Genomic DNA, 25,649 nt, shown 5'->3' with positions numbered 1-25,649 from the left:
CGGGCGTGTGCGCGCGCAGCCCGGCCGACACCCGCATCGAGCCCGCACCCGGTGCGCCCTCTCGGCGCACCCGGTCGCGTTTCCCGTCGTCACCCTCATTCCTGGAGTCCCGTGATGGCCACTCCCCTCTCCGACACCTCTCTGTCCCCGTTGCAGACCGTCGCCGTGGTCGGCCTCGGCACCATGGGCACCGGCATCGCCGAGGTCCTGGCCCGGGCCGGCCGCGACGTCGTCGGCATCGACGTCAGCGAGACCCAGGCCGCGAAGTGCGTCGCCGCCCTGGAGTCCGCCACCGCCCGCGCCGTCGCGCGCGGACGCCTGACCGAGCGGGAGCGCGCAGACGCCCTCGCCCGGGTGCGCACCGCCACCGACCTGCGCGCCGCGGCCGACGCCGACCTCGTCATCGAGGTGGCTCCGGAGTCGTACGAGGTCAAGCAGCAGATCTTCCGCGAACTGGACGGGATCGTGCGGCCCCGGGCGATCCTGGCGACCGGCACCAACGCCCTGTCCGTCACGCGGCTGGCCGCCGACTCGGCCCGGCCCGAGCGCGTGCTCGGCCTGCACTTCTTCAACCCGGCGCCGGCCATGAGGCTGGTCGAGATCGTCTCCTCCGTGCTGACCGCGCCGGCGGCCGTCGCCGCGGTCACCGATCTCGCCCTCGACCTGGGCAAGGAGCCCGTCCCGGTCGGCGACCGGCCCGGCTTCGTCGCCGACGGCCTGCTGTTCGGCTACCTCAACCGGGCGGCCGCGATGTACGAGGCGAAGTACGCCTCCCGCGAGGACATCGACGCCGCGATGCGGCTGGGCTGCGGGCTGCCCATGGGCCCGCTCGCCCTGCTGGACCTGATCGGCATCGACACCGCGCGCACGGTCCTGGAGGCCATGTACGCCGCCTCCCGCGACCGCCTGCACGCCCCCGCCCCGATCCTCGGGCAGCTCGGCGCGGCGGGCCTGACGGGCCGCAAGGCGGGCCGCGGCTTCTACACGTACGAGGCGCCGGGCAGCGGCACCGTCGTGCCGGACGCGCTGACCCCGCCGAAGGACGCCGCCCCCGCCCCCGGCCGTCCCGTCCGCTCGGTCGGCGTCGCCGGCTCCGGCACCATGGCCCGCGGCATCGCCGAGGTCTTCGCCAAGGCCGGGTACGAGGTCGTCCTGGCCGCCCGCGGCGCGGAGAAGGCCGCGGCCGCCAAGGCCCGGATCGGCGCGTCGCTGGCCCGCTCGGTCGACCGGGGCCGGCTGGCCGCCGGGGCCGCCGCGCAGGCCCTGGACCGGATCACGCCGACGGGCACCTACGACGACCTGGCCGGCGTCGACCTGGCCGTGGAGGCGGTCGCGGAGGACCTGGAGGTCAAGCGGCAGCTGTTCGCCACGCTGGACAAGGTCTGCCGGCCCGGCGCGGTCCTGGCCACCACCACCTCGTCGCTGCCCGTGGTCGCCTGCGCCCGCGCCACCTCGCGTCCGCAGGACGTGATCGGCATGCACTTCTTCAACCCGGCGCCGGCGATGAAGCTGGTCGAGGTCGTCCGTACGGTGCTGACGGCCGACGACGTCCACGCGACGGTCCGCGCGGTCTGCGGCGGGATCGGGAAGCACGCCGTCGACTGCGGGGACCGGGCGGGCTTCATCGTCAACGCGTTGCTGTTCCCGTATCTCAACAACGCGATCAAGATGGTGCAGGAGCACTACGCGTCCCTCGACGACATCGACGCGGCGATGAAGCTGGGCGGCGGCTACCCGATGGGTCCGTTCGAGCTGCTGGACGTCGTCGGGCTCGACGTCTCGCTCGCCATCGAGAAGGCCCTGCACCGCGAGTTCCGCGACCCGGGGCTGGCCCCCGCGCCGCTGCTGGAGCACCTGGTGGCCGCGGGCTGCCTCGGCCGCAAGACGGGCCGCGGCTTCCGCGAACATGCCAAGCGCTGACCGTCCCGGTGACCGGTTCCGCGCCGGCGAGGACTGGGGTGGACTGCTCGACCCCGCGGTCCCTCCCCCGTCCTGCCGGGGCGGGGGAGGGACCGGCCATGCACATCGAGCTGCGCACATGCAGTACGTTCGGGGCATGTCCCAGCCCGCCAAGTCCTCACGTACACCAGCCGCGCCCGACGCGCCGGAGAGCGCTGCGGGCAGTCGTGCCGCCGCCCAACGGCTGAAAATGCGCCGGGAACTGGCGGCCGCGGCCATGGAGCTGTTCGCGACCAAGGGGTACGAGGCGACCACCGTCGACGAGATCGCGGCTGCGGCCGGGGTCGCCCGCCGCACCTTCTTCCGCCACTTCCGCTCCAAGGAGGAGGCGATCTTCCCGGACCACGACGACACCCTGGTCCGCGCCGAGGCGGTGCTCAACGCCGCGCCCGCGCACGAGCATCCGCTCGACACGGTGTGCCGCGGCATCAAGGAAGTCATGAAGATGTACGCGGCCCGGCCGGAGATCTCGGTCGCCCGCTACAAGCTCACCCGTGAGGTGCCCGCCCTGCGCGAGGCGGAGATCGCCTCGGTGGCCCGCTACGAACGCCTCTTCACCCGCTATCTGCTCGGCCACTTCGACGAGCACGCGCACGCCGACGACGCCAACGACGACCCGCTGCTGGCCGAGGTCGCCGCGTCCGCCGTGGTCACCGCCCACAACCACGTGCTGCGGCGCTGGCTGCGGGCGGACGGCCAGGGCGACGTGGAGGCCCAGCTGGACCACGCCTTCGCGATCGTCCGGAAGACGTTCGGCACGGGGATCATGGCGGGCCGGGCCGCGGCCCCGACGCCGCCGGCGGCCTCGGCCTCCGCCCGGGGCGAGGTGCTGGTGACCGTGGCCCGCACGGACGCCCCGCTGGACGAGGTCATGAGGACCATCGAGCAGGCCCTCAAGGAGCGCTGACCCCCTTCGCCCCTGTGACGACGGCCACCCCACCGGGTGGCCGTTCCGGCGTCTCAGGGGCCGCTTTCCACCGCCTTGGGGGTCCCGTTCGATCGATCATCGCTCATCTGTTACGTAAAGATTTCATCTGAGAGCGATTTCTGGCACTCAGTGCCTTGTCACCTGACACGCGGTGTCATACGTTGAAGAGGTCCGGGCGACCGTCCCCGCAGGCCGAGGCCCGCGCGTTCCGGACGCCTGCGTCACAGGCACCCTCCCGCGCCACCAGCGCTGCCGATCCAGCACCACCGCCGAACCGACGGCACCCCCCCTCAGCACCACCGCCGAACCGACGGCACAGCTCCCTCACTCAGCAGCACCGACGTACCCCTCAGCGCCCCTCCCTCAGGGCGCTCATCGCCGGAGGCACCACGTGACCGTGAAGGACATCCTCGCCGCGATCCAGTCGCCCGACTCCACCTCGGCCGACTTCGCCCATCTGCCGCTCCCCGAGTCGTACCGCGCGATCACCGTGCACAAGGACGAGACGGAGATGTTCGCGGGCCTGGACACCCGCGACAAGGACCCGCGCAAGTCGATCCACCTGGACGAGGTCCCCGTGCCCGAGCTCGGCCCGGGCGAGGCCCTGGTGGCCGTCATGGCCTCCTCCGTCAACTACAACTCGGTGTGGACCTCGATCTTCGAGCCGGTGCCGACCTTCGCCTTCCTGGAGCGCTACGGCAAGCTCTCGCCGCTGACCAGGCGGCACGACCTGCCGTACCACATCATCGGCTCCGACCTCGCCGGCGTCGTCCTGCGCACCGGCCCGGGCGTCAACGCCTGGCGGCCGGGTGACGAGGTCGTCGCCCACTGCCTGAGCGTCGAGCTGGAGTCCCCGGACGGCCACGACGACACGATGCTCGACCCCGAGCAGCGCATCTGGGGCTTCGAGACCAACTTCGGCGGCCTGGCCGAGATCGCGCTGGTGAAGACCAACCAGCTCATGCCCAAGCCGAAGCACCTCACCTGGGAGGAGGCCGCCGCCCCGGGCCTGGTCAACTCCACCGCCTACCGGCAGCTGGTCTCCCGCAACGGCGCGGCGATGAAGCAGGGCGACAACGTCCTGATCTGGGGCGCCTCCGGCGGCCTCGGCAGCTACGCCACGCAGTTCGCGCTGGCCGGCGGGGCGACGCCGATCTGCGTCGTCTCCTCGCCGCAGAAGGCGGAGATCTGCCGGAGGATGGGCGCCGAGCTGATCATCGACCGGACCGCCGAGGACTACCGGTTCTGGAAGGACGAGCACACCCAGGACCCCAAGGAGTGGAAGCGCTTCGGCAAGCGCATCCGCGAGCTCACCGGCGGCGAGGACGTCGACATCGTCTTCGAGCACCCCGGCCGCGAGACCTTCGGCGCCTCGGTGTACGTCACCCGCAAGGGCGGCACCATCGTCACCTGCGCCTCCACCTCCGGCTACCTGCACCAGTACGACAACCGCTACCTGTGGATGTCGCTGAAGCGGATCATCGGCTCGCACTTCGCCAACTACCGCGAGGCCTACGAGGCCAACCGCCTCATCGCCAAGGGCCGCATCCACCCGACGCTGTCGAAGGTGTACCCCCTGGAGGAGACCGGCCAGGCCGCCCACGACGTCCACCGCAACGCCCACCAGGGCAAGGTCGGCGTGCTGTGCCTCGCCCCCGAGGAGGGCCTGGGCGTGCGCGACGAGGAGACGCGCGCCCGGCACCTCGACGCCATCAACCGCTTCCGGAACGTCTGAGGTGGCACATGAGTGAGCGTCAGAAGGACCGGCCGTGGCTCATGCGCACCTACGCCGGCCACTCCACGGCCGAGGAGTCCAACGAGCTGTACCGGCGCAACCTCGCCAAGGGCCAGACGGGCCTGTCGGTGGCGTTCGACCTGCCGACGCAGACCGGGTACGACCCCGACCACGTCCTCGCCCGCGGCGAGGTGGGCCGGGTCGGGGTGCCGATCGCGCACCTGGGCGACATGCGCCGGCTGTTCCGGGACATCCCCCTGGAGCGGACGAACACCTCGATGACCATCAACGCCACCGCCATGTGGCTGCTGGCGCTCTACCAGGTCGTCGCGGAGGAGCAGGGCGCGGACATCACCAAGCTCCAGGGCACGACCCAGAACGACATCGTCAAGGAGTACCTGTCCCGGGGGACCCACGTGTTCCCGCCGGGGCCCTCCCTCCGCCTGACGACGGACATGATCGCCTACACGGTCTCCCGCATCCCGAAGTGGAACCCGATCAACATCTGCAGTTACCACCTGCAGGAGGCCGGGGCCACGCCGGTCCAGGAGATCGCGTACGCGATGTCCACCGCGATCGCCGTCCTCGACGCGGTGCGCGACGGCGGACAGGTGCCGCAGAAGCGCATGGGCGACGTCGTGGGCCGCATCTCCTTCTTCGTGAACGCGGGCGTCCGTTTCATCGAGGAGATGTGCAAGATGCGCGCCTTCGGCCGCATCTGGGACCGGATCACGCGCGAGCGGTACGGCATCGAGGACCCCCGGCACCGCCGCTTCCGCTACGGCGTCCAGGTGAACTCCCTCGGCCTGACGGAGGCCCAGCCGGAGAACAACGTCCAGCGGATCGTCCTGGAGATGCTGGCCGTCACCCTCTCCAAGGACGCCCGCGCCCGCGCCGTGCAGCTCCCCGCCTGGAACGAGGCCCTGGGCCTGCCCCGCCCCTGGGACCAGCAGTGGTCGCTGCGCATCCAGCAGGTGCTGGCGTACGAGAGCGACCTGCTGGAGTACGACGACATCTTCGAGGGCTCGAAGGTGATCGAGGCGAAGGTGGACGAGCTGGCCGAGGCCGCGTCCGCGGAGATCGACCGCATCCAGGAGATGGGCGGCGCGCTGGCCGCCGTCGAGTCCGGCTACCTCAAGGCGCAGCTGGTCGCCTCGCACGCCGAGCGGCGGGCCCGGATCGAGTCCGGCCAGGAGAAGATCGTCGGCGTCAACGTCTTCGAGTCGACCGAGCCGAACCCGCTGACGGCCGATCTGGGCACCGCGATCCAGACGGTCGACCCGGCGGTCGAGGCGCGGGTGATCGCCTCGCTCCGGCACTGGCGGGACACCCGCTACCAGCCGCCGTTCAACCACCCGCGCCCCTGCAAGGCGCTGGAGCGGCTGAAGGAGGCCGCGCGGGGCACCGAGAACCTGATGGAGGCCACCTTGGAGTGCGCCCGCGCCGGCGTCACGACCGGCGAGTGGGCCGGGGCCCTGCGCGAGGTGTTCGGCGAGTTCCGCGCCCCGACGGGCGTGTCGTCGGCGCCGGTGGCCGTGGCCGCCGAGGCGGGCTCCAGGCTGGCCGAGGTGCGCCGCAAGGTGGAGCTGACGGCCCGCGACCTCGGGGTGGGCAAGCTGCGCTTCCTGGTCGGCAAGCCGGGCCTGGACGGGCACTCCAACGGAGCCGAGCAGATCGCCGTCCGGGCGCGGGACGCGGGCTTCGAGGTGGTCTACCAGGGCATCCGGCTGACCCCCGAGCAGATCGTGGACGCGGCCCTGGCCGAGGACGTGCACGCGGTGGGCCTGTCCGTCCTCTCCGGCTCGCACGCCCGGCTGGTGCCGGACGTGCTGGAGCGGCTGGGTGTGGCCGGTGCCACAGATATACCGGTGATCGCCGGTGGCATCATCCCCAGCGGTGACGCCGAACAGCTGCGGGCCGCCGGAGTGGCCGCGGTCTTCACCCCGAAGGACTTCGACATCACCGGAATCATCGGCCGCATCGTCGACGAGATCCGCAAAGCGAACAAGCTCGACCCCCTGGAGGTCCCCGCATGACCGCCCACCCGTCGCCCGCCGCCCCTCCCGCCGGCGGCTCCGTCGACCGCCTCCGCCCCCGGCGTTCCTGCCTGGCCGTGCCGGGCTCGAACCCCCGCTTCCTGGAGAAGGCGCAGGGCCTCCCGGCCGACCAGGTCTTCCTCGACCTGGAGGACGCGTGCGCGCCGCTGGCCAAGCCCGAGGCGCGGCACACCATCGTGAAGTTCCTCAACGAGGGCGACTGGACGGGCAAGACCCGGGTCGTGCGGGTCAACGACTGGACGACCGAGTGGACGTACCGGGACGTGGTCACGGTCGTCGAGGGCGCCGGCCCGAACCTGGACTGCATCATGCTGCCGAAGGTGCAGAACGCCGAGCAGGTCGTCGCCCTCGACCTCCTGCTCACCCAGATCGAGAAGACCATGGGCTTCGAGGTCGGCCGGATCGGCATCGAGGCGCAGATCGAGAACGCCCGGGGCCTGAACAACGTCAACGAGATCGCCCAGGCCTCCCCCCGCCTCGAGACGATCGTCTTCGGCCCGGCCGACTTCATGGCGTCGATCAACATGAAGTCGCTGGTGGTGGGCGAGCAGCCGCCCGGCTACCCGGCGGACGCCTACCACTACATCCTGATGAAGATCCTGATGGCCGCCCGTGCCAACGACCTCCAGGCGATCGACGGCCCCTACCTGCAGATCCGCGACGTCGACGGCTTCCGCGAGGTCGCCGGCCGCGCCGCCGCGCTCGGCTTCGACGGCAAGTGGGTGCTGCACCCCGGCCAGGTGGACGCGGCCAACGAGGTGTTCTCGCCCTCCCAGGAGGACTACGACCACGCCGAGCTGATCCTGGACGCGTACGCGTACTACACGTCCGAGGCGGGCGGCAAGAAGGGCTCCGCGATGCTCGGCGACGAGATGATCGACGAGGCCAGCCGGAAGATGGCCCTGGTCGTCGCGGGCAAGGGCCGCGCCGCCGGCATGCGGCGCACCAGCAGGTTCGAGATCCCGGAGGCCTGAGCGCGATGCAGTTCGGACGCACCTACGAGGAGTTCGAGGTCGGGGCGGTGTACAAGCACTGGCCGGGCAAGACGGTCACGGAGTACGACGACCACCTGTTCTGCCTGCTCACCATGAACCACCACCCCCTCCACCTGGACAGCAACTACGCCGAGCGGACGACGGACTTCGGCCGGAACGTCGTGGTCGGGAACTACGTCTACTCCCTCCTGCTCGGCATGTCCGTGCCGGACGTCTCCGGCAAGGCGATCGCCAACCTGGAGATCGAGTCCCTGAAGCACGTGGCGCCGACCTTCCACGGCGACACGATCTACGGCGAGACGACCGTGCTCGACAAGTGGCCGTCGAAGTCGAAGAGCGACCGCGGCATCGTCCACGTCGAGACCAGGGGCTACAAGCAGGACGGCACGCTGGTGTGCACCTTCCGCCGCAAGGTGATGGTGCCGACCGAGACGTACGTCAAGGAGCGCGGCGGCGAGCAGCCGGGCCGCCCGCCCGTCTCCCCCCGCCCCCGCACGACGCCCCCGCGGGGCGACGCCGGTCCCGAGCTCACGGAGCAGGAGAAGTAGGCATGGCCCGACTCGCCCAGACCCACGGCCTCACGGACGTCCAGCAGGAGATCCTCTCCACCGTCCGGGACTTCGTGGACAAGGAGATCATCCCGGTCGCGACCGAGCTGGAGCACCGCGACGAGTACCCGCAAGCGATCGTCGACGGCCTGAAGGAGCTGGGTCTGTTCGGCCTGACGATCCCCGAGGAGTACGGGGGGCTGGGCGAGTCGCTGCTGACGTACGCCCTGTGCGTGGAGGAGATCGCCCGCGGCTGGATGTCGGTGTCCGGCATCATCAACACGCACTTCATCGTGGCGCACATGCTCAAGCAGCACGGCACCCGGGAGCAGAAGGACCACTTCCTGCCGCGGATGGCGGCCGGCGAGATCCGCGGCGCCTTCTCGATGTCGGAGCCGGGCCTGGGCTCGGACGTGTCGGCGATCACCTCCAAGGCGGTCAGGGACGGCGACGCGTACGTCCTGACCGGCCAGAAGATGTGGCTCACCAACGGCGGCACGTCCTCCCTGGTGGCCGTGCTCGTCCGCAGTGACGAGGGTCACCCCGAGGGCACGCCGCCCCACCGGTCGATGACGACCTTCCTGGTCGAGAAGGAGCCCGGCTTCGGTGAGGTCCGCCCCGGTCTGACCATCCCCGGCAAGATCGAGAAGATGGGCTACAAGGGGGTCGACACCACCGAGCTCGTCATGGACGGGCTGCGCGTTCCGGCCGATCGGGTGCTCGGCGGCGTCACCGGGCGAGGTTTTTACCAAATGATGGACGGCGTGGAGGTGGGCCGCGTCAACGTGGCGGCGCGTGGCTGCGGCGTCGCCCGGCGCGCCTTCGAGCTGGGGATCCGGTACGCCCAGCAGCGGCACGCCTTCGGCAAGCCGATCGCCCAGCACCAGGCCGTCCAGTTCAAGCTCGCGGAGATGGCTACCAAGGTGGAGGCCGCTCATGCGATGATGGTGAACGCGGCACGCAAAAAGGACTCCGGGGAACGAAACGACCTTGAAGCAGGGATGGCGAAGTACCTCGCCTCCGAGTACTGCAAGGAGGTCGTGGAGGACGCCTTCCGGATCCACGGCGGCTACGGCTTCTCCAAGGAGTACGAGATCGAGCGCCTCTACCGCGAGGCCCCGATGCTGCTCATCGGCGAAGGAACCGCCGAGATCCAGAAAATGATCATTGGCCGCAGGCTGCTCGAAGAGTATCGACACCAGAGCTAGATGTCCGGATACGGGGTGTTTTTTTGGAGAACAAGATCACACCCCGTCAGCGCTCTTCGACCGCCGACTCGGCTTCCTGCCTTACCCAGTTGCGGCCCGGAGCCGCTACGATCGCCGAAAAGCCGCCGTCCCCCGTCGAAGCGCGGCATCATCCGCTACGAAGGTCATCCATGCCCCACAGCCAAACCTCTGCACCACGCGACAGCCTGGCCGGCGTACGCCTTGCACGCGGAGCATCGCCGTGGCTCCTCCCGACCGTCGCCACCGCGGCCGTCAGCCTGCTGCGCGCACGCCGCTCCGGCGCCGCCAAGGCCGTCGCCGTCCCCGCCACCGCGCTCGCGGCGGGGATGCTGTGGTTCTTCCGCGACCCCGAGCGCGAGATCGCCCAGGGCCGGGTCATCTCACCCGCCGACGGCGTGGTGCAGAGCATCATGCCGTGGAAGGACGGGCGCACCCGCGTCGCGATCTTCATGAGCCCGCTCAACGTCCACGTCAACCGCGCGCCGCTGGCCGGCACGGTGACGTCGGTCGAGCACATCCCCGGCGGTTTCGTTCCCGCTTTCAACAAGGAGAGCGAGAACAACGAGCGGGTCGTGTGGCACTTCGACACCGAGCTCGGCGACATCGAGATGATCCAGATCGCCGGCGCGGTGGCCCGCCGCATCGTCCCGTACGTGCCGCAGGGCACCAAGGTCGAGCAGGGCGAGCGGATCGGTCTGATCCGCTTCGGCTCGCGCGTCGACCTCTATCTCCCCGAGGGCGTGGAGGTCGCGGTCGAGGTCGGTCAGAAGACCGTGGCTGGGGTGACTCGCCTTGACCGTGACTGATCCCGGGACGCAGACGGGCTGGGTGCCCGAGGCCGACGAGGCCGACGACGAGGAGGAGATGCCCCTCTCGCTGCGCCTGTCGATAGCGGACACCCTCACCCTCGGCAACGCCACCTGCGGCTTCATGGCGGTGTACTTCACCACCACCGGCATCCTGATCCCGCACCTCACCGGCAGCCAGGAGACCGGCATGGCCCGCCACAGCGCGGCCACCGCGGTCATCCTGATGCTGTGCGCGGCGGTGTTCGACCTGTTCGACGGCCTGGTGGCGCGCAAGCTGCGCAGCTCGCCCATGGGCGCCGAGCTGGACAACCTCTCCGACCTGATCAGCTTCGGCCTGGCCCCGGCGTACTTCGTCCTGGTGTACGGCATGGTCGCGGACGACGCGCACCAGCGGGTGGCGGCGGTCGGCGCGATCGTGGTGCTGCTGGCGGTGGTGCTGCGGCTCGCGAGGTTCTCCTGCGTCACGGTCAAGGACGGCACCTTCCAGGGCATGCCGAGCCCGTTCGGCGCGCTGACGGTGGTCTCCATCGTCCTGCTGGAGCTGCCCTTCGTCGCGACCCTGCTGGCGATCCTCGGCACGGCCTGGCTGATGGTGAGCCGGGTGGAGTACCCCAAGCCGCGGGGCCGGCTCGCGGTGGCGATGCTGTCCTGGATCGTCCTGTCGATGGGCCTCCTGGCCGGCTGGGCCTTCGACGCCCCGAGCGGCCAGCTGCTCCTGCAGACCGGCTGCGCGCTGCAGCTGGTCATGGGCGCGGTGATCCCGCTGTTCGCCACGGCCCGCCGGGTGAACACCTTCCGCGACAACCGTCGTGAGGCGCGGGCGGCGCAGCTGCCGTAGCGCCCCGACACCCGCGCGAAGGGCCCGAGCCGTTCCGGCTCGGGCCCTTCCGTGTCTCCGCCCCCGCACGCGCTCCCCGGGGCCCCGCGGGGTCCCGGGCACCCGTCAGGCGGCCAGGAAGTCCCGGGCGATGCGTTCCGCGGCCCGTTCCAGGATCGGGCCGGCGCCGGCGATGCACCGGGCCACGTCCGGTTCGAGCTCCGTCAGGGGGTACGCCCGGCGGATGCCGGCCCGCTCCAGGGCCTCGGGCGGCAGGGCCAGCCGTCCGCACACCGCGACGACCTCCTTGCCCGCCGCGCGGGCGGCCGCGGCGACGCCGGCCGGGGCCTTGCCGTGCAGGGTCTGCTCGTCCAGCGATCCCTCGCCGGTGATCACCAGGTCCGCCCGGTCCAGCGCGGGCGCGAAGCCCAGGACGTCCAGCATGACCTCGATGCCGGGGCGGAAGCGGGCGCCCAGGAGCAGGGCGCCGTAGCCGATGCCGCCCGCCGCGCCCGCGCCCGGCGCGGCGGCGTACTCGGCGGCCCGCGGGCCGGCGGCCTCCTCCAGCACCTTCGCGTAGTGCGCGAGCGCCGCGTCCAGCGTCTCCACGTCGTCCGGCGAGGCCCCCTTCTGCGGGCCGTAGACGGCGGGCGCCCCCTTGGGGCCGGTCAGCGGGTTGTCGACGTCGCTGGCGAGCACCAGCTCGACGGAGGCCAGGCGCGGATCGAGACCCGACAGGTCGGCCGTGGCCAGGGCGGCGAGGCCTCCGCCGCCCGGCGTCACCGGTTCCCCGTCCGCGTCCAGGAAGCGCGCCCCCAGCGCGGACAGCATCCCGGCGCCGCCGTCCGTGGTGGCGCTGCCGCCGACGCCGAACACGATCGTGCGCGCGCCCGCGTCCAGCGCGGCCCGCAGCAGCTCGCCGGAGCCGTACGTCGACGCCGTCAGCGGGGCGAAGACCCCGGCGGGCAGCCGCTGCAGCCCGCTCGCCTCCGCCATCTCCACGACCGCGGTGCCGTCGCGCAGCGCGAACGCCGCCGTCACCTCGTCGCCGAGGGGCCCGGCGACCCGCACCTCCCGCCGTTCGAAGCCGGCCGCGAGCGCCGCGGCCACCGTCCCGTCGCCGCCGTCGGCCACGGGCAGTGCCTCGACCGCGAGGTCCGGCACGACCCGGCGCAGCCCGGCCGTCACCCGCCCGGCGACCTCGACGGCCGTCAGCGACCCCTTGAACTTGTCCGCGGCGACGAGCACCCGCCGGGTACCGCTCACTGCAGCAGCGTCCGCCACTTGCCTTCCCCTCGCTCTGTGGGCCTCGCGCATGTCAAGGCCAGTCGCGCCGCTGTGACCTTAACCGGAGGACGCCCGCGCCGTCATGCCCCTGACCAGTCCGCGGACCGGGCCGGGAACGCCCTGTGCGCACCGGCGGAAACGGGTACGTGTCAGCCATGACCACTGTGGGCACCGAGCAGGAACTCACCGACCGCGTCCTCGGAGGCTGGCTGGGCCGGATCGCGGGCAACATGCTCGGCAAGCCGGTCGAGCACGGCGAGGTGTGGACGCGCGACCGCATCGACCGCTACCTGCGGCAGGCCGCCGCGCTGCCGCTCACCGACTACCTGCCCGAGCCGTCCGGCGAGCGCGACGCCCGCGACCTGCGCCCCGAGTGGCGCTCCTGCGTGCGCGGCCGCATCCACGGCAGCTGCCGCGACGACGACGTGGACTACGCGATCCTCGGCCTGGACCTGCTGGAGCGGTGCGGCTTCGGCTTCACCACCGAGCAGGTGGGCGACCTGTGGCTGCTGCGGCTGCCGTACCTGCAGACGTTCACGGCGGAGCGGGCGGCGTACCGGAACCTCGCCAACGGGCTGAAGCCGCCCCTGACCGCCACCTACGACAACCCGTACCAGGAATGGATCGGCGCCCTGATCCGCGCCGACATCCACGGCTGGACCCGCCCGGGCGACCCGCGCCGCGCCGCCCTGCTGGCCCGCAAGGACGCGGTGCTGTCGCACACCGGCAACGGCGTGTACGGGGCGATGTGGGCGGCGGCGCTGATCTCGGCGGCGTTCACCGCCGGCACCGTGCGGGAGGCCGTCGAGCAGGCGCTGGCGGTGATCCCGGCGAGCAGCCGCCTCGCCCGCACCGTACGGCGGGTGGTCTCGCTGCACGAGACCCGCATGTCCTGGGAGGACACGCTGACGACGCTGTCCGGGGAGACCGCCGGGCTCGGCTGGATCCACACCGTGCCGAACGCCGCCGTCCTCACCGCCGGGCTGCTGTACGGCGACGGCGACTTCACCCGCACCATCGCGCTGACCGTGCGCGGCGGCCTGGACACCGACTCCAACGGCGCGACGGCGGGCTCGGTGGCGGGCGTGCTGACCGGGGCGGCGGCCATCCCGCCGCAGTGGAAGGACCCGCTGGAGGACACGGTCCGCAGCGCGGTGTTCGGCTTCGACGGCGTCACGATCAGCGAACTGGCGCACCGGACCCTGCGGCTGGCCCGGGCCGGGGACTGACCGCGGGCTCCGGGGGCTGGTTACCCTTTCCCGATGACCACCACGCCAGACTTCGCCACGTACATCGCGGGGTTGCCCCGGGTTCTCGCCGGCGCCGCCGCGCTGTTCCGGGACGCCGCGGGCCGGGTGTTGCTCGTCGAACCCAACTACCGGGAGGGCTGGGCGCTGCCGGGCGGCACGATCGAGTCCGACGACGGCGAGACCCCGCGGCAGGGCGCGCGCCGCGAGACGGCCGAGGAGATCGGCCTGGACCGGCGGCTCGGCCGGCTGCTCGCGGTGGACTGGGTGCACGGGACGGGCCGCCCGCCGCTGGTGGCGTACCTGTACGACGGCGGGGTCCTCACCGAGGACGAGCTGAAGTCGATCCGCCTCCAGGAGGAGGAGCTGCTGTCCTGGCGGTTGGTGCCGCGCGAGGAGCTGACCGAGTACCTGCCGGGCGCCCTCGGCCGCCGGGTCCTGGCGGGCCTGGACGTCCTGGCGGACGGCTCGGGCACGGCGGAGCTGGAGAACGGCCACCGGGTGCGCTGAGCGCCGCACGCGCCGTTCCTCCTCGCGGCGGCGCATATCCGTTCGCCCGGCCCCGGGCCCGCGTCCTACCCTCGGCGGCATGGCCAAGCCCCTTGTCGCCCTGCTCAGCGGTGCAGGCGTCTCCACCGACTCCGGCATCCCCGACTACCGCGGGCCGAACGGGCTGTGGCGGCGGGACCCGGAGGCCGAGAAGCTCGTGACGTACGAGTACTACATGGGCGATCCGGAGATCCGCCGGCGGTCCTGGCTGATGCGGCGCGAGAGCCGGGCGCTGGAGGCGGAGCCGAACGCCGCGCACCGGGCGGTGGCCGAACTGGAGCGGTCCGGGGTGCCGGTGCGGGTGATCACGCAGAACGTGGACGGGCTGCATCAGCAGGCCGGGATGCCCGCCCGCAAGGTGCTCGAACTGCACGGCACGGCGCGCGACGTGGTGTGCACCCGGTGCCACGCACGCGGTCCGATGGAGGACGCCCTCGCGCGGGTGGAGGCCGGCGAGGCGGACCCGCCGTGCCGGGAGTGCGGCGGGATCCTGAAGCCGGCGACGGTGATGTTCGGGGAGCGGCTGGATCCGGTGGTGCTGGGCGAGGCCGTCGCGATCGCCAAGGCGTGCCGGGTGTTCGTCGCCGTGGGCACGAGCCTTCAGGTGCAGCCGGCCGCCGGCCTCGCCGGGGTGGCCGCCGACCACGGCGCCCGGCTGATCGTCGTCAACGCCGAGCCGACCCCGTACGACGACCGTGCCGACGAAGTGATCCGGGAGCCCATCGGCGCCGCCCTGCCCGCCCTGCTGGCCCGTCTCCGGGAGGCGGGCGGCTAGAAGAGCCCCGCCCCCCGTTCGAAGTCCAGCAGCAGGCGCTTGCGGTCCAGGCCGCCGCCGTAGCCGGTGAGGCTGCCGTTCGCGCCGATGACGCGGTGGCAGGGGACGATGATGCCGACGGGGTTGCGGCCGTTGGCGAGGCCGACCGCGCGGGAGGCGGTGGGGCTGCCGAGGGCGGCGGCGAGTTCGCCGTAGGTGCGGGTCTCGCCGTAGGGGATGCGGCGCAGTTCCTGCCAGACGCGGCGCTGGAACGGGGTGCCGGTCAGACGCAGTTCGAGGGTGAACTCCTTCAGCTCGCCCGCGAAGTAGGCCGCCAGCTGTTCCTCCGCCTCGGCGAAGGGGGTGTCGTCGCGGACGCCGAAGGTCTCCTGCGGGGGGCGGTGGCGCTGGGCCTCCATGTACAGGCCGCACAGGACGCCGTCGTCGGCGACGAGGGTGAGCGGGCCGTAGGGGCTGTCGATGACCGTGTGGTGCTTCACGTGGAGTCCTGTCTTTCGGGTCCTTCAGGCCGGGAGGAAGTTGATCGGGTGGCTGTCCGTCGCCCACAGGTACTGCACCGCGTACGCCCGCCAGGGCCGCCAGGGAGCCGCGCGGGCGGTGAGCGCCGCCGGGGTCGACGGCAGGCCCAGTCGGCGGGCGGCGCGGCGCACGCCGAGGTCGGTGGGAAGGAAGGCGTCGGGGTCGCCGAGGGCGCGCAGGGCGACGACGTCGGCCGTCCAGGGGCCGACCCCGGGCAGGGCCAGCAGTTCGGCGCGGGCCCGCGGCCAGTCGCTCCCGACGCCCAGGTGGAGGGAGCCGTCGGCGAGCCGCCGTACCAGGGTGGTGAGGGTGGCGCGGCGGGCGCGGGGCATCGCCAGGGACCCGGGGTCGATCCCGGCGAGCGCCTCGGGGGCCGGGAAGAGGTGGGTGAGGCCGCCCTCGGGGTCGTCGACCGGTTCGCCGTGCGCGGTGACCAGGCGGGCCGCGTGGGTGCGGGCGGCGGCCGTGGAGACCTGCTGGCCGAGGACGGCCCGGATCGCGAACTCCGCTTCGTCGACCGTGCGCGGGACGCGCCGCCCGGGCGCCTTGTCGACCAGCGGCGCGAGCAGCGGGTCGGCGCGCAGCTGGTCGTCGATGGCGACCGGGTCGGCGTCCAGGTCGAGCAGGCGGCGGCAGCGGCTGATGGCGACCGTCAGGTCGCGCAGGTCGCCGAGGGTGAGGCGGCAGGCGATGTGGTCGGGCCGCGGGGCGAGCGCCACGATGCCGTGGCCGTACGGCAGCCGGAGCGTGCGCCGGTAGGCGCCGTCTCGCCATTCCTCCACGCCGGGCACGGCGGTCGCGGCGAGGTGGCCGAAGAGGTTGTCGGGGTTGAGGGGGGCGCGGAAGGGCAGGCGCAGGGTCAGGGCGCCCGGGGTGGCGCCGGGGCCGGTCCGCGGCGCCCGGGCGCGCAGCTCGCTCGGGGTGAGGGCGAAGACCTCGCGCACGGTGTCGTTGAAGGCGCGGATGGAGGAGAAGCCGGCGGCGAAGGCGATCCGCGCCATCGGCAGGGTCGTCGTCTCGATGAGCAGCCGGGCGGTCCGGGCGCGCTGGGCGCGGGCGAGCGCGAGGGGGCCCGCGCCCAGCTCGGCGAGCAGCTGGCGTTCGATCTGCCGGGTGCTGTAGCCGAGCCGGGCGGCGAGGCCGGGCACGCCTTCGCGGTCCACGACGCCGTCGGCGATCAGCCGCATGGCGCGGGCCACCAGGTCGGCGCGCCGGTTCCATTCCGGGGAGCCGGGGGTGGTGTCGGGCCGGCAGCGCTTGCAGGCCCGGAAGCCGGCCTGCTGGCAGGCCGCCGCGCTCGGGTGGAACACCATGTTCTCCGGCTTCGGCGGCACCACCGGGCAGCTGGGCCGGCAGTAGATCCCGGTGGTCAGGACCGCGGTGAAGAACCAGCCGTCGAACCGCGCGTCCTTGGACCGGACGGCGCGCACGCAGCGCTCCGTGTCGGTGTGCATCCCCTTCCGCATGCGTCCAGCATCGGGCACGCGCGGCGCCGGGGCTGGCGAGAATCCGACATCGACCTCACGTCTCCCGCGTCCCGCCGGGCCGCCACGCGGACTCCCTGAGCAGCCGCAGCCCGTTGAGGCCGACCAGCACGGTCGAGCCCTCGTGGCCCGCGACGCCGAGCGGCAGCGGCAGGTGGCCGAGCAGGTCCCACAGGACGAGGACGGTGATGAAGGTGCCCGCGATCACCAGGTTCTGCAGCACCAGCCGGCGGGCGGTGCGGGACAGCCGGACGACCGCGGGCACGGCCGTCAGTTCGTCGCGCACCACGACCGCGTCCGCCGTCTCCAGCGCCAGGTCGGAGCCCGCGCGGCCCATGGCGACGCCGGCGTGCGCGGCGGCGAGGGCGGGCGCGTCGTTGACGCCGTCGCCGACGAAGAGCACCTTGCGGCCGGCCCGCTCCAGGTCCCGTACGGCGTTCACCTTGTCCTCGGGCAGGAGCTCGGCGCGGACGTCGGTGATGCCGGTGGCGGCGGCGACGCGGGCGGCGGCGCGGGCGTTGTCGCCGGTGAGCAGGGCGGGGGCGGCGCCGCTCAGGGCGGTGAGCGCGGCGGTGGCCGCGGCGGCGTCGGGGCGCAGGCGGTCGGTGAGGGCGAGGGTGCCGACGGGGGTGCCGTCGCGCGTGACCTGGACGACGGTCGCGTCGCTGTCGGTGTCCGCCCGGCCGACGCCCACCACCCGGCCGTCGACGGTGGCCGTCACGCCGCGTCCCGGTGCGGCCGTGAAGTCCTCGGCGGCGGCGATCGGCAGGTCGCGGGCGCGGGCGGCGGCCACGATCGCGCGGGCCAGCGGGTGCTCGCTGGGGTGCTCGGCCGCGGCGGCCAGCGCCAGCAGGGCGTCCTCGTCGAGGCCGGAGCCCGGCAGCGGGCGGACGGCCGTCACCTCGGGGGCGCCCTCGGTGAGGGTGCCGGTCTTGTCCAGGGCGGTGGTGTCGATCTCGCCGAGGCGTTCCATCGCGACGGCCGACTTCACCAGCACGCCGTGCCGGCCGGCGTTGGCGATGGCGGACAGCAGGGGCGGCATGGTGGCGAGGACGACCGCGCACGGGGAGGCGACGATCATGAAGGTCATGGCCCGCAGCAGCGCGTCCGCGAGGTCGGCGCCGAAGGCGAGGGGGACGCCGAAGACGGCGAGGGTGGCGACCACCACGCCGACCGCGTACCGCTGCTCGATCTTCTCGATGAACAGCTGGGTCGGGGCCTTGGTGCGGGAGGCCTCCTCGACCAGGGTGACGATGCGGGCGATCACGGAGTCGGCCGGGTCGCGGCCGACGCGGACGCGCAGGGCGCCGGTGCCGTTGAGGGTGCCGGTGAAGACCTCGTCGCCGGGGTTCTTGACGACCGGGAGGGACTCGCCGGTGATGGTCGCCTGGTCGGCCTCGCTGGTGCCGTGGACGACGGTCCCGTCGGCGCCGATGCGCTCGCCGGGGCGGACCAGCAGCACGTCGCCGACGGCGAGGTCGGCGGTCGGGACGGTCTCCTCGCCGTCGGCGGTGAGCCGGGTCGCGGTGGTGGGGGCGAGGTCGAGCAGGCCGCGCACGGAGTCGGCGGTGCGGGCGGTGGCCAGCGCCTCCAGGGCGCCGGAGGTGGCGAAGATGACGATCAGCAGGGCGCCGTCGAGGACCTGGCCGATCGCGGCCGCGCCCAGCGCCGCGACGATCATCAGCAGGTCGACGTCGAGGGTCTTCTCCTTGAGCGCCCGCAGGCCCTCCAGCGCGGGTTCCCAGCCGCCGGCGGCGTAGGCGAGGGCGTACAGCGGCCCGTACGCCCAGGCGGGAGCACCGGCGAGGTCGAGGGCGAGGCCGAGCAGGAACGCCGCCAGCGCCGCGAGCGCCCAGCGGGCCTCGGGCAGGGCGAGCAGGCGGGTGCGGCGGCGGGGCGCCGGCCGGGCGGACGCGGGGACGGGGGCGGGAGCGAGAGTCGTGGACACGCGCCTCACCATACAGGAACACATGAAGACTCATTCATCTGTTCATATGTGATGGGTAGGATGGGGCCATGGGTCATGGAGCCGTCATCCCCGCGCAGGACGCCGCCGAGCGGGTCCGCCTGGACGCGGACAACGTCGCGAAGGTCGCCACCACGCTCCAGGCCCTGTCCACCCCCTCCCGGCTGCTGATCCTGGCGCGGCTGCGCGAAGGTCCGCTGCCGGCCACGGAACTGGCGGCGGAGGTGGGCATGGAGCAGTCGGCGTGCTCGCACCAGCTGCGGCTGCTGCGCAACCTGGGCCTCGTGGTGGGCGAGCGCCGCGGCCGGTCGGTCGTCTACGCGCTGCACGACCACCATGTCGCCGAACTGCTCGACCAGGCCGTGTACCACGTGGAGCACCTGCGGCTGGGGATCAGCGACGCCGCCGAGGCCGAGTGAGACGCCGGTGCGGGGCCGGGCGCCTCCGCGCCCGGCCCCGCACCGCGTACCGCTCCCCTACCGCGTCGCGGTCGGCCGCCGCGAGGCCGCCGTCGCCGTACGGACGTCGGTCAGCGGGCGCAGCCGGTAGCTGTAGGTGTAGGCGCGGTCGGCGAACAGCTTGTACTCGTCGTGGGTGTGGGCGCCCCAGCTGTTGTCGCCGCCCACGCCCATCTGCCGGTGGTTCAGCCGCAGCACGACCTCCTCGCGCGGGGTGAGCTGGTAGTCGTGGCGCGCCCCGGCGGACAGGTCCTCCGGGGTGAAGTGCGAGGCGTTGACCTCCAGCAGCGGCTCGCCCGAGACGAGCAGTCCGACGCCGTCGCGGTCGGTGAGGGCCGCCCAGCGCACGTCCGTCTTGTTGCCGTTCTCCTGCGGGCGGATGTACGGGGTCCACTGCCCGGAGACGGTCCCCGAGTACCGGCCGACGTCGGTGCCGGTGTTGCGGTCCCAGTGGTTCTCCTCGGGGCCCCGGCCGTAGTAGTGCAGGTGCTCCAGGCGGCCCGGCAGGAACAGCAGGGTGCCGACCTCCGGGAGGTACGGCAGGCTCGGCGCGCCCGGGCGCAGGGTGAAGTCCACCTTGATCTCGGCGTTGCCGAAGACCGTGTAGGTGAGGGTGTACGCCGACTCGACCGTGGTGGGCAGGGTGCCGCCGACCTCGATCTCCACGGCCCGGTCGCGCAGGGCGCGCACGGTGACGCCGGTGACCTTCCGGCGGGCGCCGGCGTCGCGCCAGGTCTGGTTGCGGACGTGCTGGCCGTTGCCCCGGTCGTTGTCGGTGGGCGCCCGCCAGAAGTTCGGCACGGGCCCCGCGGTGACCAGCCGGACGCCCGCGGCCTCGTACGACGTGAGGGCGCCGCTGCGCTTGTCCACGGTGAGCGAGAAGTCCGCGCCGCGCACCGTGATCTCCCGGTCGCCGTCGTCGTGGCGCAGGGCGGGCACGTCCGCCAGCGGGACGGGGGTGACGGCCGGGACGCCGGCGGCCAGCGGGAGCTGGGCCCGGGCCACCTCGAACCCGGCCTTCGCCCAGGCGCTGGGCTCCCGGGTGGTGAACGACAGGTTCAGGAAGAACTCGGTGCCCGGCGCCGGGTCGTCCGGCAGCCGCACCGGCACCGTGATGTCCTTGGCGGACAGGGGAGCCACGTCCAGCTGCTCGCGGGTCAGCCTGCCGCGCCGCACGACCTCGCCGTCGGCGACCAGGGACCAGTGGCCGTCGAACTCGCGGAGGCCGGTGAACAGGTACTCGTTGGTGAGGGTGACCGCGCCCGGGGCGCCGCCCCGGACCGGGGTGGCGTGGATCGCCTGGTAGACGCGCTTGACCTCGGCGGCCTTGCCGGTGTGGCCGCGGTCGGCGGTGACGATGCCGTCCGCGACGAAGTTGCCGTCGTTGGGGTTGTCGCCCCAGTCGCCGCCGTAGGCGAGGAACGTCTTCTCGCGCGGCCGCTGCCGGGTGACGCCGGCGGTGGCCGCGTCGAACCAGAACCGGACGCCGTCGTCGCCGGGGCCGCGGCTGTCGGAGGCCAGTTCGGCGGCGCTCAGGGCACGGGCGTGGACGCGGGCCCGGCGGACGGTGCCGCTGAACTCGCGGGTCTGGTTGTCGGCGTCGGTGGCGAGCGCGAGGGGCGCGGTGGTGGCGTCCGGGCGCCGGGTGGTGGTGCGGGTGGCCCGCACCACGCCGTCGACGTGGAGGGTCAGGGTGCCCGCGTCCGCGTCGAAGACGCCCGCGACGTGGTGCTCGCGGCCCGTCCAGTCGTCCGGCAGCGGCCAGCTCGCGGTGATCCACTGGCCGCCGCCGTGGATGAAGAACTCCAGGTTCCGGTCGGTCTGCTTGAGGGCGTACTGGGTGTCGCCCTTGGCCAGGATGGGCTGGTGATAGCCCGTCACGTGCGGGGTGACCCAGGCCTCCAGGGTGAGCGAGCCGGTGAGGTCCAGGAGCGGGTCGCGGGCGAAGACGGTGCCGCCGGACAGGCCCGCGGCGCGGTCGAAGGTGCCGCCCGGGGCGAGGATCTCGCCGCGCAGCCCGCCCGGCCCGGTCTCGGTCAGCAGGATGCGCTCCGGGGTGGGCCAGGTCAGGGACTGGTCGACGAAGTCCCAGATCCAGCCGCCCTGGAGGACGTCGTGGCGGCGGACGACGTCCCAGTACTTGCGGAAGTTGCCGTTGGAGTTCCCCATCGCGTGGGAGTACTCGATCATCACGTACGGCCGGGTGTCGGAGGTGTCCTTCGCCCGCTGCTCGACGCGCTGGGGCGTCTCGTACATCTCCGAGCGGATGTCGCTGATCCCGGGGCGGTCGTCGCCCTCGTACTGGATGACGCGGGTGGGGTCGTAGGAGCGGATCCAGTCGTGCATGGCGGTGAAGGTGGAGCCGCCGCCCGCCTCGTTGCCGAGGGACCAGACGACCACCGAGGCGTGGTTCTTGTCGCGGTGGACCATGTTCTGGGCGCGGGCCACGCAGGCCCGGGTCCACTCGGGGTGGTCGCCCGGGTACTCGTCGCGGATGCCGTGGGTCTCCAGGTTGGTCTCGTCGACCAGGTAGAGGCCGTAGGCGTCGGCGAGCTCGTACCACAGCGGGTTGTTCGGGTAGTGCGAGGTGCGGACGGAGTTGATGTTCATCCGCTTGATGAGCTCGATGTCCCGGACCAGGTCCGCGCGGGTGAGCGCGGTGCCGCGGTCCGGGTGCATCTCGTGCCGGTTGGTGCCGCGGAAGGAGACCGGCCTGCCGTTGATGCGCATCAGTCCGTCCCGGAGCGCGAACTCGCGCAGGCCGACCCGGTGCGAGAGGGTCTCGGTCACCCTGCCCGCCGGGTCGCGCAGCCGCAGGACGGCGGTGTAGAGGTAGGGGTGCTCGGCCGACCAGAGCTTCGGGTCGGGCACCGGCCGGGCGGCCCGTACGGTCGCGTCCTCGCCGGTGGCCGCGACGTCCGCGTGCTGCCGCAGCGGGCGGGACCAGACCGGGTGGCCGTCGGCGTCGTAGAGCTGGGTCTCGACCGTGTACCGTCCGGCGCCCTCGCCGCCGTAGGCGCGCACGCTCGCCGTCACCGACAGCTCGGCGGCGGTGTGGTCGTCGCTCAGCGGGGTGTCCAGCTTGAAGTCGCGCAGGTGCACCGCCGGGGTGGAGTACAGGTAGACCGAGCGGAAGATGCCGCTCAGCCGGATCATGTCCTGGTCCTCCAGCCAGTCGCCGTCGGAGTAGCGGTAGACCTCCACCGCGATCCGGTTGGTGCCGGGCTTCAGGTGCTCGGTGATGTCGTACTCGGCGGGCGTGTAGGAGTCCTCGCTGTAGCCCACCGGCTCACCGTTGATCCACACGTAGTGGGCCGACTTGACGCCCTCGAAGTGCAGGAACGTCCGCCGTCCCGCCCAGGTGCGCGGGACCGTGAAGGTGCGCCGGTACTGGCCCACGGGGTTGTGGCGGGTCGGCGCGGCCGGCGGCTGCGGGTCCTCGCCCAGGCCGTTGGGGCCCCAGTACGGGTAGGTGATGTTGAGGTAGATCGGGCGGTCGTACCCGTGCAGCTGCCACACGGAGGGGACCGGGATGGTGTCCCAGCCGCTGTCGTCGAGGTCGGTGCGGTGGAAGTCGGGGTCCCGGTCCTCGGGGCGGTCCGCGTGGGCGAACTTCCATCTGCCGTCGAGGCTCAGCCGGTACGGGGAGCGGGTGCGGTCGGCGGCCAGGGCCTGGCCGAGGTCCGCGTACGGCATGAGGGTGGTGTGCGGCGGCTCGGTGCCGAGCCGGAAGACGCCGATGTCGTTCCACTCCGGGGCGCTGTCCGCCGCCGTGCCCCGGACGGCCGGACGGGCCGCGGCGGACGGCGCGGACAGGGCGAGCGCGCCCAGCGCGGCGGCTCCCCCCTCCAGCAGACGGCGGCGGCTGACGGCCGGCCGGGAGCGGGCCGGGCCCTCGGCGGGTGACACGTGCGAGTGCGGCATGACCGTGACCTTCCTCGAGACGACAGCGCGCTGCGGGTGCCGGCCGGACTCCGGGGATGCCGGGAACGCCGGCCGAGGTGCGGACGGGGCCCGCCCGGGCGGCTCCGCGCACTGCGGGGGAACGGAAGTTGACGATGGGTCAGTTCACGACTGCTGGTGACGGGGCGGCTGCTGAGCCAGGGTCACCCTAGGACCCGAACACAAACGAAGCAATCATCCTGTCGGACTTTGTGTGGTCCTGAGGGGTGCGGGCTGTCCGGTCCCGGGTGGCCGTCCGGTCCCGGCGGACGCGGCCGCCCGTTCCCGGGTGGCCGTCCGCTCCCGGGCCGCCGGCCGCCGCGCGGTCAGCGCATCCGGGCCGCGAACGCCTCGTACGCCCGCTCGTCGAAGAGGACGAACCGGATCTCCTCGACCGCCGTGTCCGCGTCCCGGACCGTCTCCACCGCGATGCGGGCGCCGTCGTCCATCGGCCAGCCGTAGATCCCGGTGGAGATCGCCGGGAAGGCCACGGTCCGCGCGCCCAGTTCGTCCGCCACCCGCAGGGACTCGCGGTAGCAGGAGGCCAGCAGGCCGGAGCGGTCCTCCTGCGCCGACCAGACCGGGCCGACGGTGTGGATCACCCAGCGGGCGTCCAGCTCGCCCGCGGTGGTGGCGACCGCCCGGCCGGTGGGCAACCCCTCGCCGTACCGGGAGGCGCGCAGCGCCCGGCACTCCGCGAGGATCGCGGGGCCGCCGCGCCGGTGGACCGCGCCGTCGACGCCTCCGCCGCCGAGCAGCGAGGAGTTGGCCGCGTTGACGATCGCGTCGACGGACTGCCGGGTGATGTCGCCCCGGACCAGCGTGAGCGTGGTCATGTCTGCCTCAGCCGCCGCCAGACGGCCTTCGCCGCGTTGTGCCCCGACATGCCGTGCACGCCGGGGCCCGGCGGGGTGGCCGAGGAGCAGAGGAAGACGGCCGGGTGCGGGGTGCCGTAGGGGAACAGGGACGGCTTGGGGCGCAGCAGGATCTGCAGGCCGCGGACCGCGCCGGTGGCGATGTCGCCGCCGACGTAGTTGGCGTTGCGGGCGGCGAGTTCGGGCGGGCCGGCGGTGGCGCGGGCCAGGACGCGGTCGCGGAAGCCGGGGGCGAAGCGCTCCAGCTGGCGTTCGACGGCGTCGGTGAGGTCGCCGGTCCAGCCGTGCGGGACGTGGCCGTAGGCCCAGAAGACGTGGCGGCCGGCCGGGGCGCGGGTGGGGTCGACGACGCTCGGCTGCACGGTGATCAGGAACGGCCGGTCGGGTGCGCGGCCCTCGTGGGAGGCGGCGCGCAGGGCGGCGCCGATCTCGGTGTGGTCGGCGCCGATCTGTACGGTGCCGGCGCGGCGGGCCTCCTCGGCGGTCCACGGGACGGGGCCGTCCAGAGCGTAGTCGATCTTGAAGACGCCGGGGCCGTACCGGTAGCGGTCGTAGGCACGGCCGAAGCCGGCGATGCGGGCGAGCGCGGTGGGCGAGGTGTCGAAGACGTAGGCGCGGGCGGGCGGCAGGTCGTCGAGGCGTTTGACCTCGTAGCCGGTGTGCAGGGTGCCGCCGAGGTCCGTGAGGTAGGCGGCGAGGGCGTCGGAGAGGGACTGGGAGCCGCCGCGGGCGACGGGCCAGCCGCGGGCGTGCGCGGCGAGGGCGAAGACCAGGCCGACGGCGCCGGTGGCGAAGCCGCCGAGCGGGGCCATGACGTGCGCGACGAGGCCGGCGAGGAGGGTCTTGGCCTTCTCGTCGCGGAAGCGGCGCATCAGCCAGGTCGACGGGGGCAGGCCGGCCAGGCCGAAACGGGCCAGGGTGACCGGGTCGCGGGGCAGCGCGGTGAGCGGCAGGGACATGAAGTCGCGGACGAGGGTGTCCCAGCCGGGGAGGAAGGGTTCGACCAGCCGGCGGTACGTGCCCGCGTCGCGGGGCCCGAAGGAGGCGGCCGTCTCGCCGACCGAGCGGGACAGCACCGCGGCGGAGCCGTCCGGGAAGGGGTGGGCCATGGGCAGCTCGGGGTGCAGCCACGTCAGGCCGTAGCGGTCGAGCGGCATGGCGCGGAACGCGGGTGAGTTGACGCCGAGGGGGTGCGCCGCGGAGCAGGGGTCGTGCCGGAAGCCGGGGAGGGTGAGCTCCTCGGTGCGCGCTCCCCCGCCGACGGTGTCCCGCGCCTCGAAGACGGCGACGGAGAATCCGCGCCGGGCCAGCTCCACGGCAGCCGTCAGGCCGTTCGGCCCCGCTCCCACCACGACCGCATCGAGCATCGACGGCACCTTCGGACCCCTTCGTCAGCCGACGGCCACTGGGGGTCAGGATATGCCGGGGGACCGGCGCCCACCGGTCGCGGGTGTCCGGGAGGAGGGGCCG

Annotated in this window: 20 protein-coding genes; 13 read left to right on the top strand and 7 right to left on the bottom strand. The window is 73.2% G+C overall.

Annotation, left to right across the window (positions count from 1 at the left end; translation table 11 throughout):
• The first annotated feature begins 114 nt into the window (after positions 1–114).
• The 9 genes from ABD363_RS19495 (at position 115) to pssA (ending at position 11,098) form a co-directional block, all read left to right on the top strand.
• Positions 115–1,920, top strand: coding sequence for a 3-hydroxyacyl-CoA dehydrogenase family protein (locus ABD363_RS19495; RefSeq protein ID WP_344605259.1), 1,806 nt, complete (start codon positions 115–117; stop codon positions 1,918–1,920).
• Positions 1,921–2,056: 136 nt separating this feature from the next.
• On the top strand, positions 2,057–2,866 hold the full coding sequence (locus tag ABD363_RS19490) for a TetR family transcriptional regulator (RefSeq protein WP_344605257.1): 810 nt from the start codon (positions 2,057–2,059) through the stop codon (positions 2,864–2,866).
• Positions 2,867–3,284: 418 nt separating this feature from the next.
• A complete protein-coding gene (gene ccrA / locus ABD363_RS19485; RefSeq protein ID WP_344605319.1) occupies positions 3,285–4,622 on the top strand; it encodes a crotonyl-CoA carboxylase/reductase in 1,338 nt (445 codons plus the stop codon).
• Between the two features lie 8 nt (positions 4,623–4,630).
• Positions 4,631–6,658 (top strand): protein meaA, encoded by a 2,028-nt coding sequence (locus ABD363_RS19480; RefSeq protein WP_344605255.1) that lies wholly within the window; start codon positions 4,631–4,633, stop codon positions 6,656–6,658.
• Complete coding sequence (locus ABD363_RS19475; RefSeq protein WP_344605253.1) at positions 6,655–7,653, top strand: HpcH/HpaI aldolase/citrate lyase family protein; 999 nt, start codon at positions 6,655–6,657, stop codon at positions 7,651–7,653. Before ABD363_RS19480 ends, ABD363_RS19475 begins: the two co-directional genes overlap by 4 nt.
• Positions 7,654–7,658: 5 nt before the next feature.
• Positions 7,659–8,222, top strand: a complete 564-nt coding sequence (locus ABD363_RS19470; protein ID WP_344605251.1) for a MaoC family dehydratase — start codon at positions 7,659–7,661, stop codon at positions 8,220–8,222.
• Between the two features lie 2 nt (positions 8,223–8,224).
• Complete coding sequence (locus ABD363_RS19465) at positions 8,225–9,430, top strand: acyl-CoA dehydrogenase family protein (RefSeq protein ID WP_344605249.1); 1,206 nt, start codon at positions 8,225–8,227, stop codon at positions 9,428–9,430.
• 170 nt (positions 9,431–9,600) lie between these two features.
• The gene (locus ABD363_RS19460; RefSeq protein ID WP_344605247.1) at positions 9,601–10,257 is read left to right on the top strand and encodes a phosphatidylserine decarboxylase; all 657 of its coding nucleotides are present in this window, start codon (positions 9,601–9,603) and stop codon (positions 10,255–10,257) included.
• Between the two features lie 22 nt (positions 10,258–10,279).
• Positions 10,280–11,098 (top strand): CDP-diacylglycerol--serine O-phosphatidyltransferase, encoded by an 819-nt coding sequence (pssA, locus tag ABD363_RS19455; protein ID WP_344605317.1) that lies wholly within the window; start codon positions 10,280–10,282, stop codon positions 11,096–11,098.
• Positions 11,099–11,203: 105 nt separating this feature from the next.
• Here the strand turns inward: pssA and ABD363_RS19450 are convergent, their stop codons facing one another.
• Positions 11,204–12,343 carry a glycerate kinase gene (locus ABD363_RS19450; protein WP_344605245.1) on the bottom strand — a complete coding sequence of 380 codons (1,140 nt, stop codon included), beginning with the start codon at positions 12,341–12,343 and terminating at the stop codon, positions 11,204–11,206.
• 176 nt (positions 12,344–12,519) lie between these two features.
• On the opposite strand from ABD363_RS19450, the gene ABD363_RS19445 reads away from it, so the two are divergent.
• The 3 genes from ABD363_RS19445 to ABD363_RS19435 all read left to right on the top strand — a co-directional run bounded on the left by ABD363_RS19445 (position 12,520) and on the right by ABD363_RS19435 (position 14,935).
• Positions 12,520–13,593, top strand: a complete 1,074-nt coding sequence (locus tag ABD363_RS19445) for an ADP-ribosylglycohydrolase family protein (RefSeq protein ID WP_344605243.1) — start codon at positions 12,520–12,522, stop codon at positions 13,591–13,593.
• A gap of 33 nt (positions 13,594–13,626) precedes the next feature.
• Positions 13,627–14,121 carry an NUDIX domain-containing protein gene (locus ABD363_RS19440; protein ID WP_344605241.1) on the top strand — a complete coding sequence of 165 codons (495 nt, stop codon included), beginning with the start codon at positions 13,627–13,629 and terminating at the stop codon, positions 14,119–14,121.
• Between the two features lie 79 nt (positions 14,122–14,200).
• Entirely contained in the window at positions 14,201–14,935 is a 735-nt protein-coding gene (locus tag ABD363_RS19435) for an SIR2 family NAD-dependent protein deacylase (RefSeq protein ID WP_344605239.1), read from the top strand.
• On the opposite strand, the gene ABD363_RS19430 is transcribed toward ABD363_RS19435, so the two are convergent.
• From ABD363_RS19430 to ABD363_RS19420, 3 genes are read right to left on the bottom strand one after another with little or no spacing between them, the layout of a single operon-like run.
• Positions 14,932–15,414, bottom strand: a complete 483-nt coding sequence (locus tag ABD363_RS19430) for a methylated-DNA--[protein]-cysteine S-methyltransferase (protein WP_344605237.1) — start codon at positions 15,412–15,414, stop codon at positions 14,932–14,934. The genes ABD363_RS19435 and ABD363_RS19430 overlap by 4 nt on opposite strands.
• Before the next feature lie 24 nt (positions 15,415–15,438).
• On the bottom strand, positions 15,439–16,920 hold the full coding sequence (locus ABD363_RS19425; RefSeq protein WP_344605235.1) for an AlkA N-terminal domain-containing protein: 1,482 nt from the start codon (positions 16,918–16,920) through the stop codon (positions 15,439–15,441).
• Between the two features lie 55 nt (positions 16,921–16,975).
• Entirely contained in the window at positions 16,976–18,898 is a 1,923-nt protein-coding gene (locus ABD363_RS19420; RefSeq protein WP_344605233.1) for a heavy metal translocating P-type ATPase, read from the bottom strand.
• 56 nt (positions 18,899–18,954) lie between these two features.
• Between ABD363_RS19420 and ABD363_RS19415 the strand changes: the two genes are divergently transcribed.
• On the top strand, positions 18,955–19,323 hold the full coding sequence (locus ABD363_RS19415) for an ArsR/SmtB family transcription factor (RefSeq protein ID WP_344605231.1): 369 nt from the start codon (positions 18,955–18,957) through the stop codon (positions 19,321–19,323).
• 57 nt (positions 19,324–19,380) lie between these two features.
• Here ABD363_RS19415 and ABD363_RS19410 read toward each other — a convergent pair whose 3' ends face one another.
• The 3 genes from ABD363_RS19410 to ABD363_RS19400 all read right to left on the bottom strand — a co-directional run bounded on the left by ABD363_RS19410 (position 19,381) and on the right by ABD363_RS19400 (position 25,546).
• Complete coding sequence (locus ABD363_RS19410; RefSeq protein WP_344605229.1) at positions 19,381–23,286, bottom strand: glycoside hydrolase family 2 TIM barrel-domain containing protein; 3,906 nt, start codon at positions 23,284–23,286, stop codon at positions 19,381–19,383.
• Positions 23,287–23,630: 344 nt separating this feature from the next.
• Positions 23,631–24,140: an O-acetyl-ADP-ribose deacetylase gene (locus tag ABD363_RS19405; RefSeq protein ID WP_344605228.1), complete on the bottom strand. Its 510-nt coding sequence runs from the start codon at positions 24,138–24,140 to the stop codon at positions 23,631–23,633.
• On the bottom strand, positions 24,137–25,546 hold the full coding sequence (locus ABD363_RS19400) for a phytoene desaturase family protein (RefSeq protein WP_344605226.1): 1,410 nt from the start codon (positions 25,544–25,546) through the stop codon (positions 24,137–24,139). The genes ABD363_RS19405 and ABD363_RS19400 overlap by 4 nt, the downstream gene beginning before the upstream one ends.
• Positions 25,547–25,649 lie beyond the last annotated feature (103 nt).

This window comes from Streptomyces glaucus, assembly GCF_039533365.1.
GTDB lineage: Bacteria > Actinomycetota > Actinomycetes > Streptomycetales > Streptomycetaceae > Streptomyces > Streptomyces glaucus.
This window is presented reverse-complemented; position numbering and strand designations above follow the sequence as displayed.

Bases quoted from the DNA above. Each gene is read 5' to 3' on its own strand.
- ABD363_RS19465 (WP_344605249.1), top strand. From the start codon at position 8,225: ATGGCCCGACTCGCCCAGACCCACGGCCTCACGGACGTCCAGCAGGAG.
- ABD363_RS19490 (WP_344605257.1), top strand. From the start codon at position 2,057: ATGTCCCAGCCCGCCAAGTCCTCACGTACACCAGCCGCGCCCGACGCG.
- ABD363_RS19445 (WP_344605243.1), top strand. From the start codon at position 12,520: ATGACCACTGTGGGCACCGAGCAGGAACTCACCGACCGCGTCCTCGGA.
- ABD363_RS19425 (WP_344605235.1), bottom strand. From the start codon at position 16,920: ATGCGGAAGGGGATGCACACCGACACGGAGCGCTGCGTGCGCGCCGTC.
- ABD363_RS19420 (WP_344605233.1), bottom strand. From the start codon at position 18,898: ATGGTGAGGCGCGTGTCCACGACTCTCGCTCCCGCCCCCGTCCCCGCG.
- ABD363_RS19405 (WP_344605228.1), bottom strand. From the start codon at position 24,140: ATGACCACGCTCACGCTGGTCCGGGGCGACATCACCCGGCAGTCCGTC.
- ABD363_RS19435 (WP_344605239.1), top strand. From the start codon at position 14,201: ATGGCCAAGCCCCTTGTCGCCCTGCTCAGCGGTGCAGGCGTCTCCACC.
- ABD363_RS19410 (WP_344605229.1), bottom strand. From the start codon at position 23,286: ATGCCGCACTCGCACGTGTCACCCGCCGAGGGCCCGGCCCGCTCCCGG.
- ABD363_RS19440 (WP_344605241.1), top strand. From the start codon at position 13,627: ATGACCACCACGCCAGACTTCGCCACGTACATCGCGGGGTTGCCCCGG.
- ABD363_RS19475 (WP_344605253.1), top strand. From the start codon at position 6,655: ATGACCGCCCACCCGTCGCCCGCCGCCCCTCCCGCCGGCGGCTCCGTC.
- ABD363_RS19470 (WP_344605251.1), top strand. From the start codon at position 7,659: ATGCAGTTCGGACGCACCTACGAGGAGTTCGAGGTCGGGGCGGTGTAC.
- ABD363_RS19495 (WP_344605259.1), top strand. From the start codon at position 115: ATGGCCACTCCCCTCTCCGACACCTCTCTGTCCCCGTTGCAGACCGTC.
- ABD363_RS19480 (WP_344605255.1), top strand. From the start codon at position 4,631: ATGAGTGAGCGTCAGAAGGACCGGCCGTGGCTCATGCGCACCTACGCC.
- ABD363_RS19460 (WP_344605247.1), top strand. From the start codon at position 9,601: ATGCCCCACAGCCAAACCTCTGCACCACGCGACAGCCTGGCCGGCGTA.
- ABD363_RS19400 (WP_344605226.1), bottom strand. From the start codon at position 25,546: ATGCTCGATGCGGTCGTGGTGGGAGCGGGGCCGAACGGCCTGACGGCT.
- ABD363_RS19415 (WP_344605231.1), top strand. From the start codon at position 18,955: ATGGGTCATGGAGCCGTCATCCCCGCGCAGGACGCCGCCGAGCGGGTC.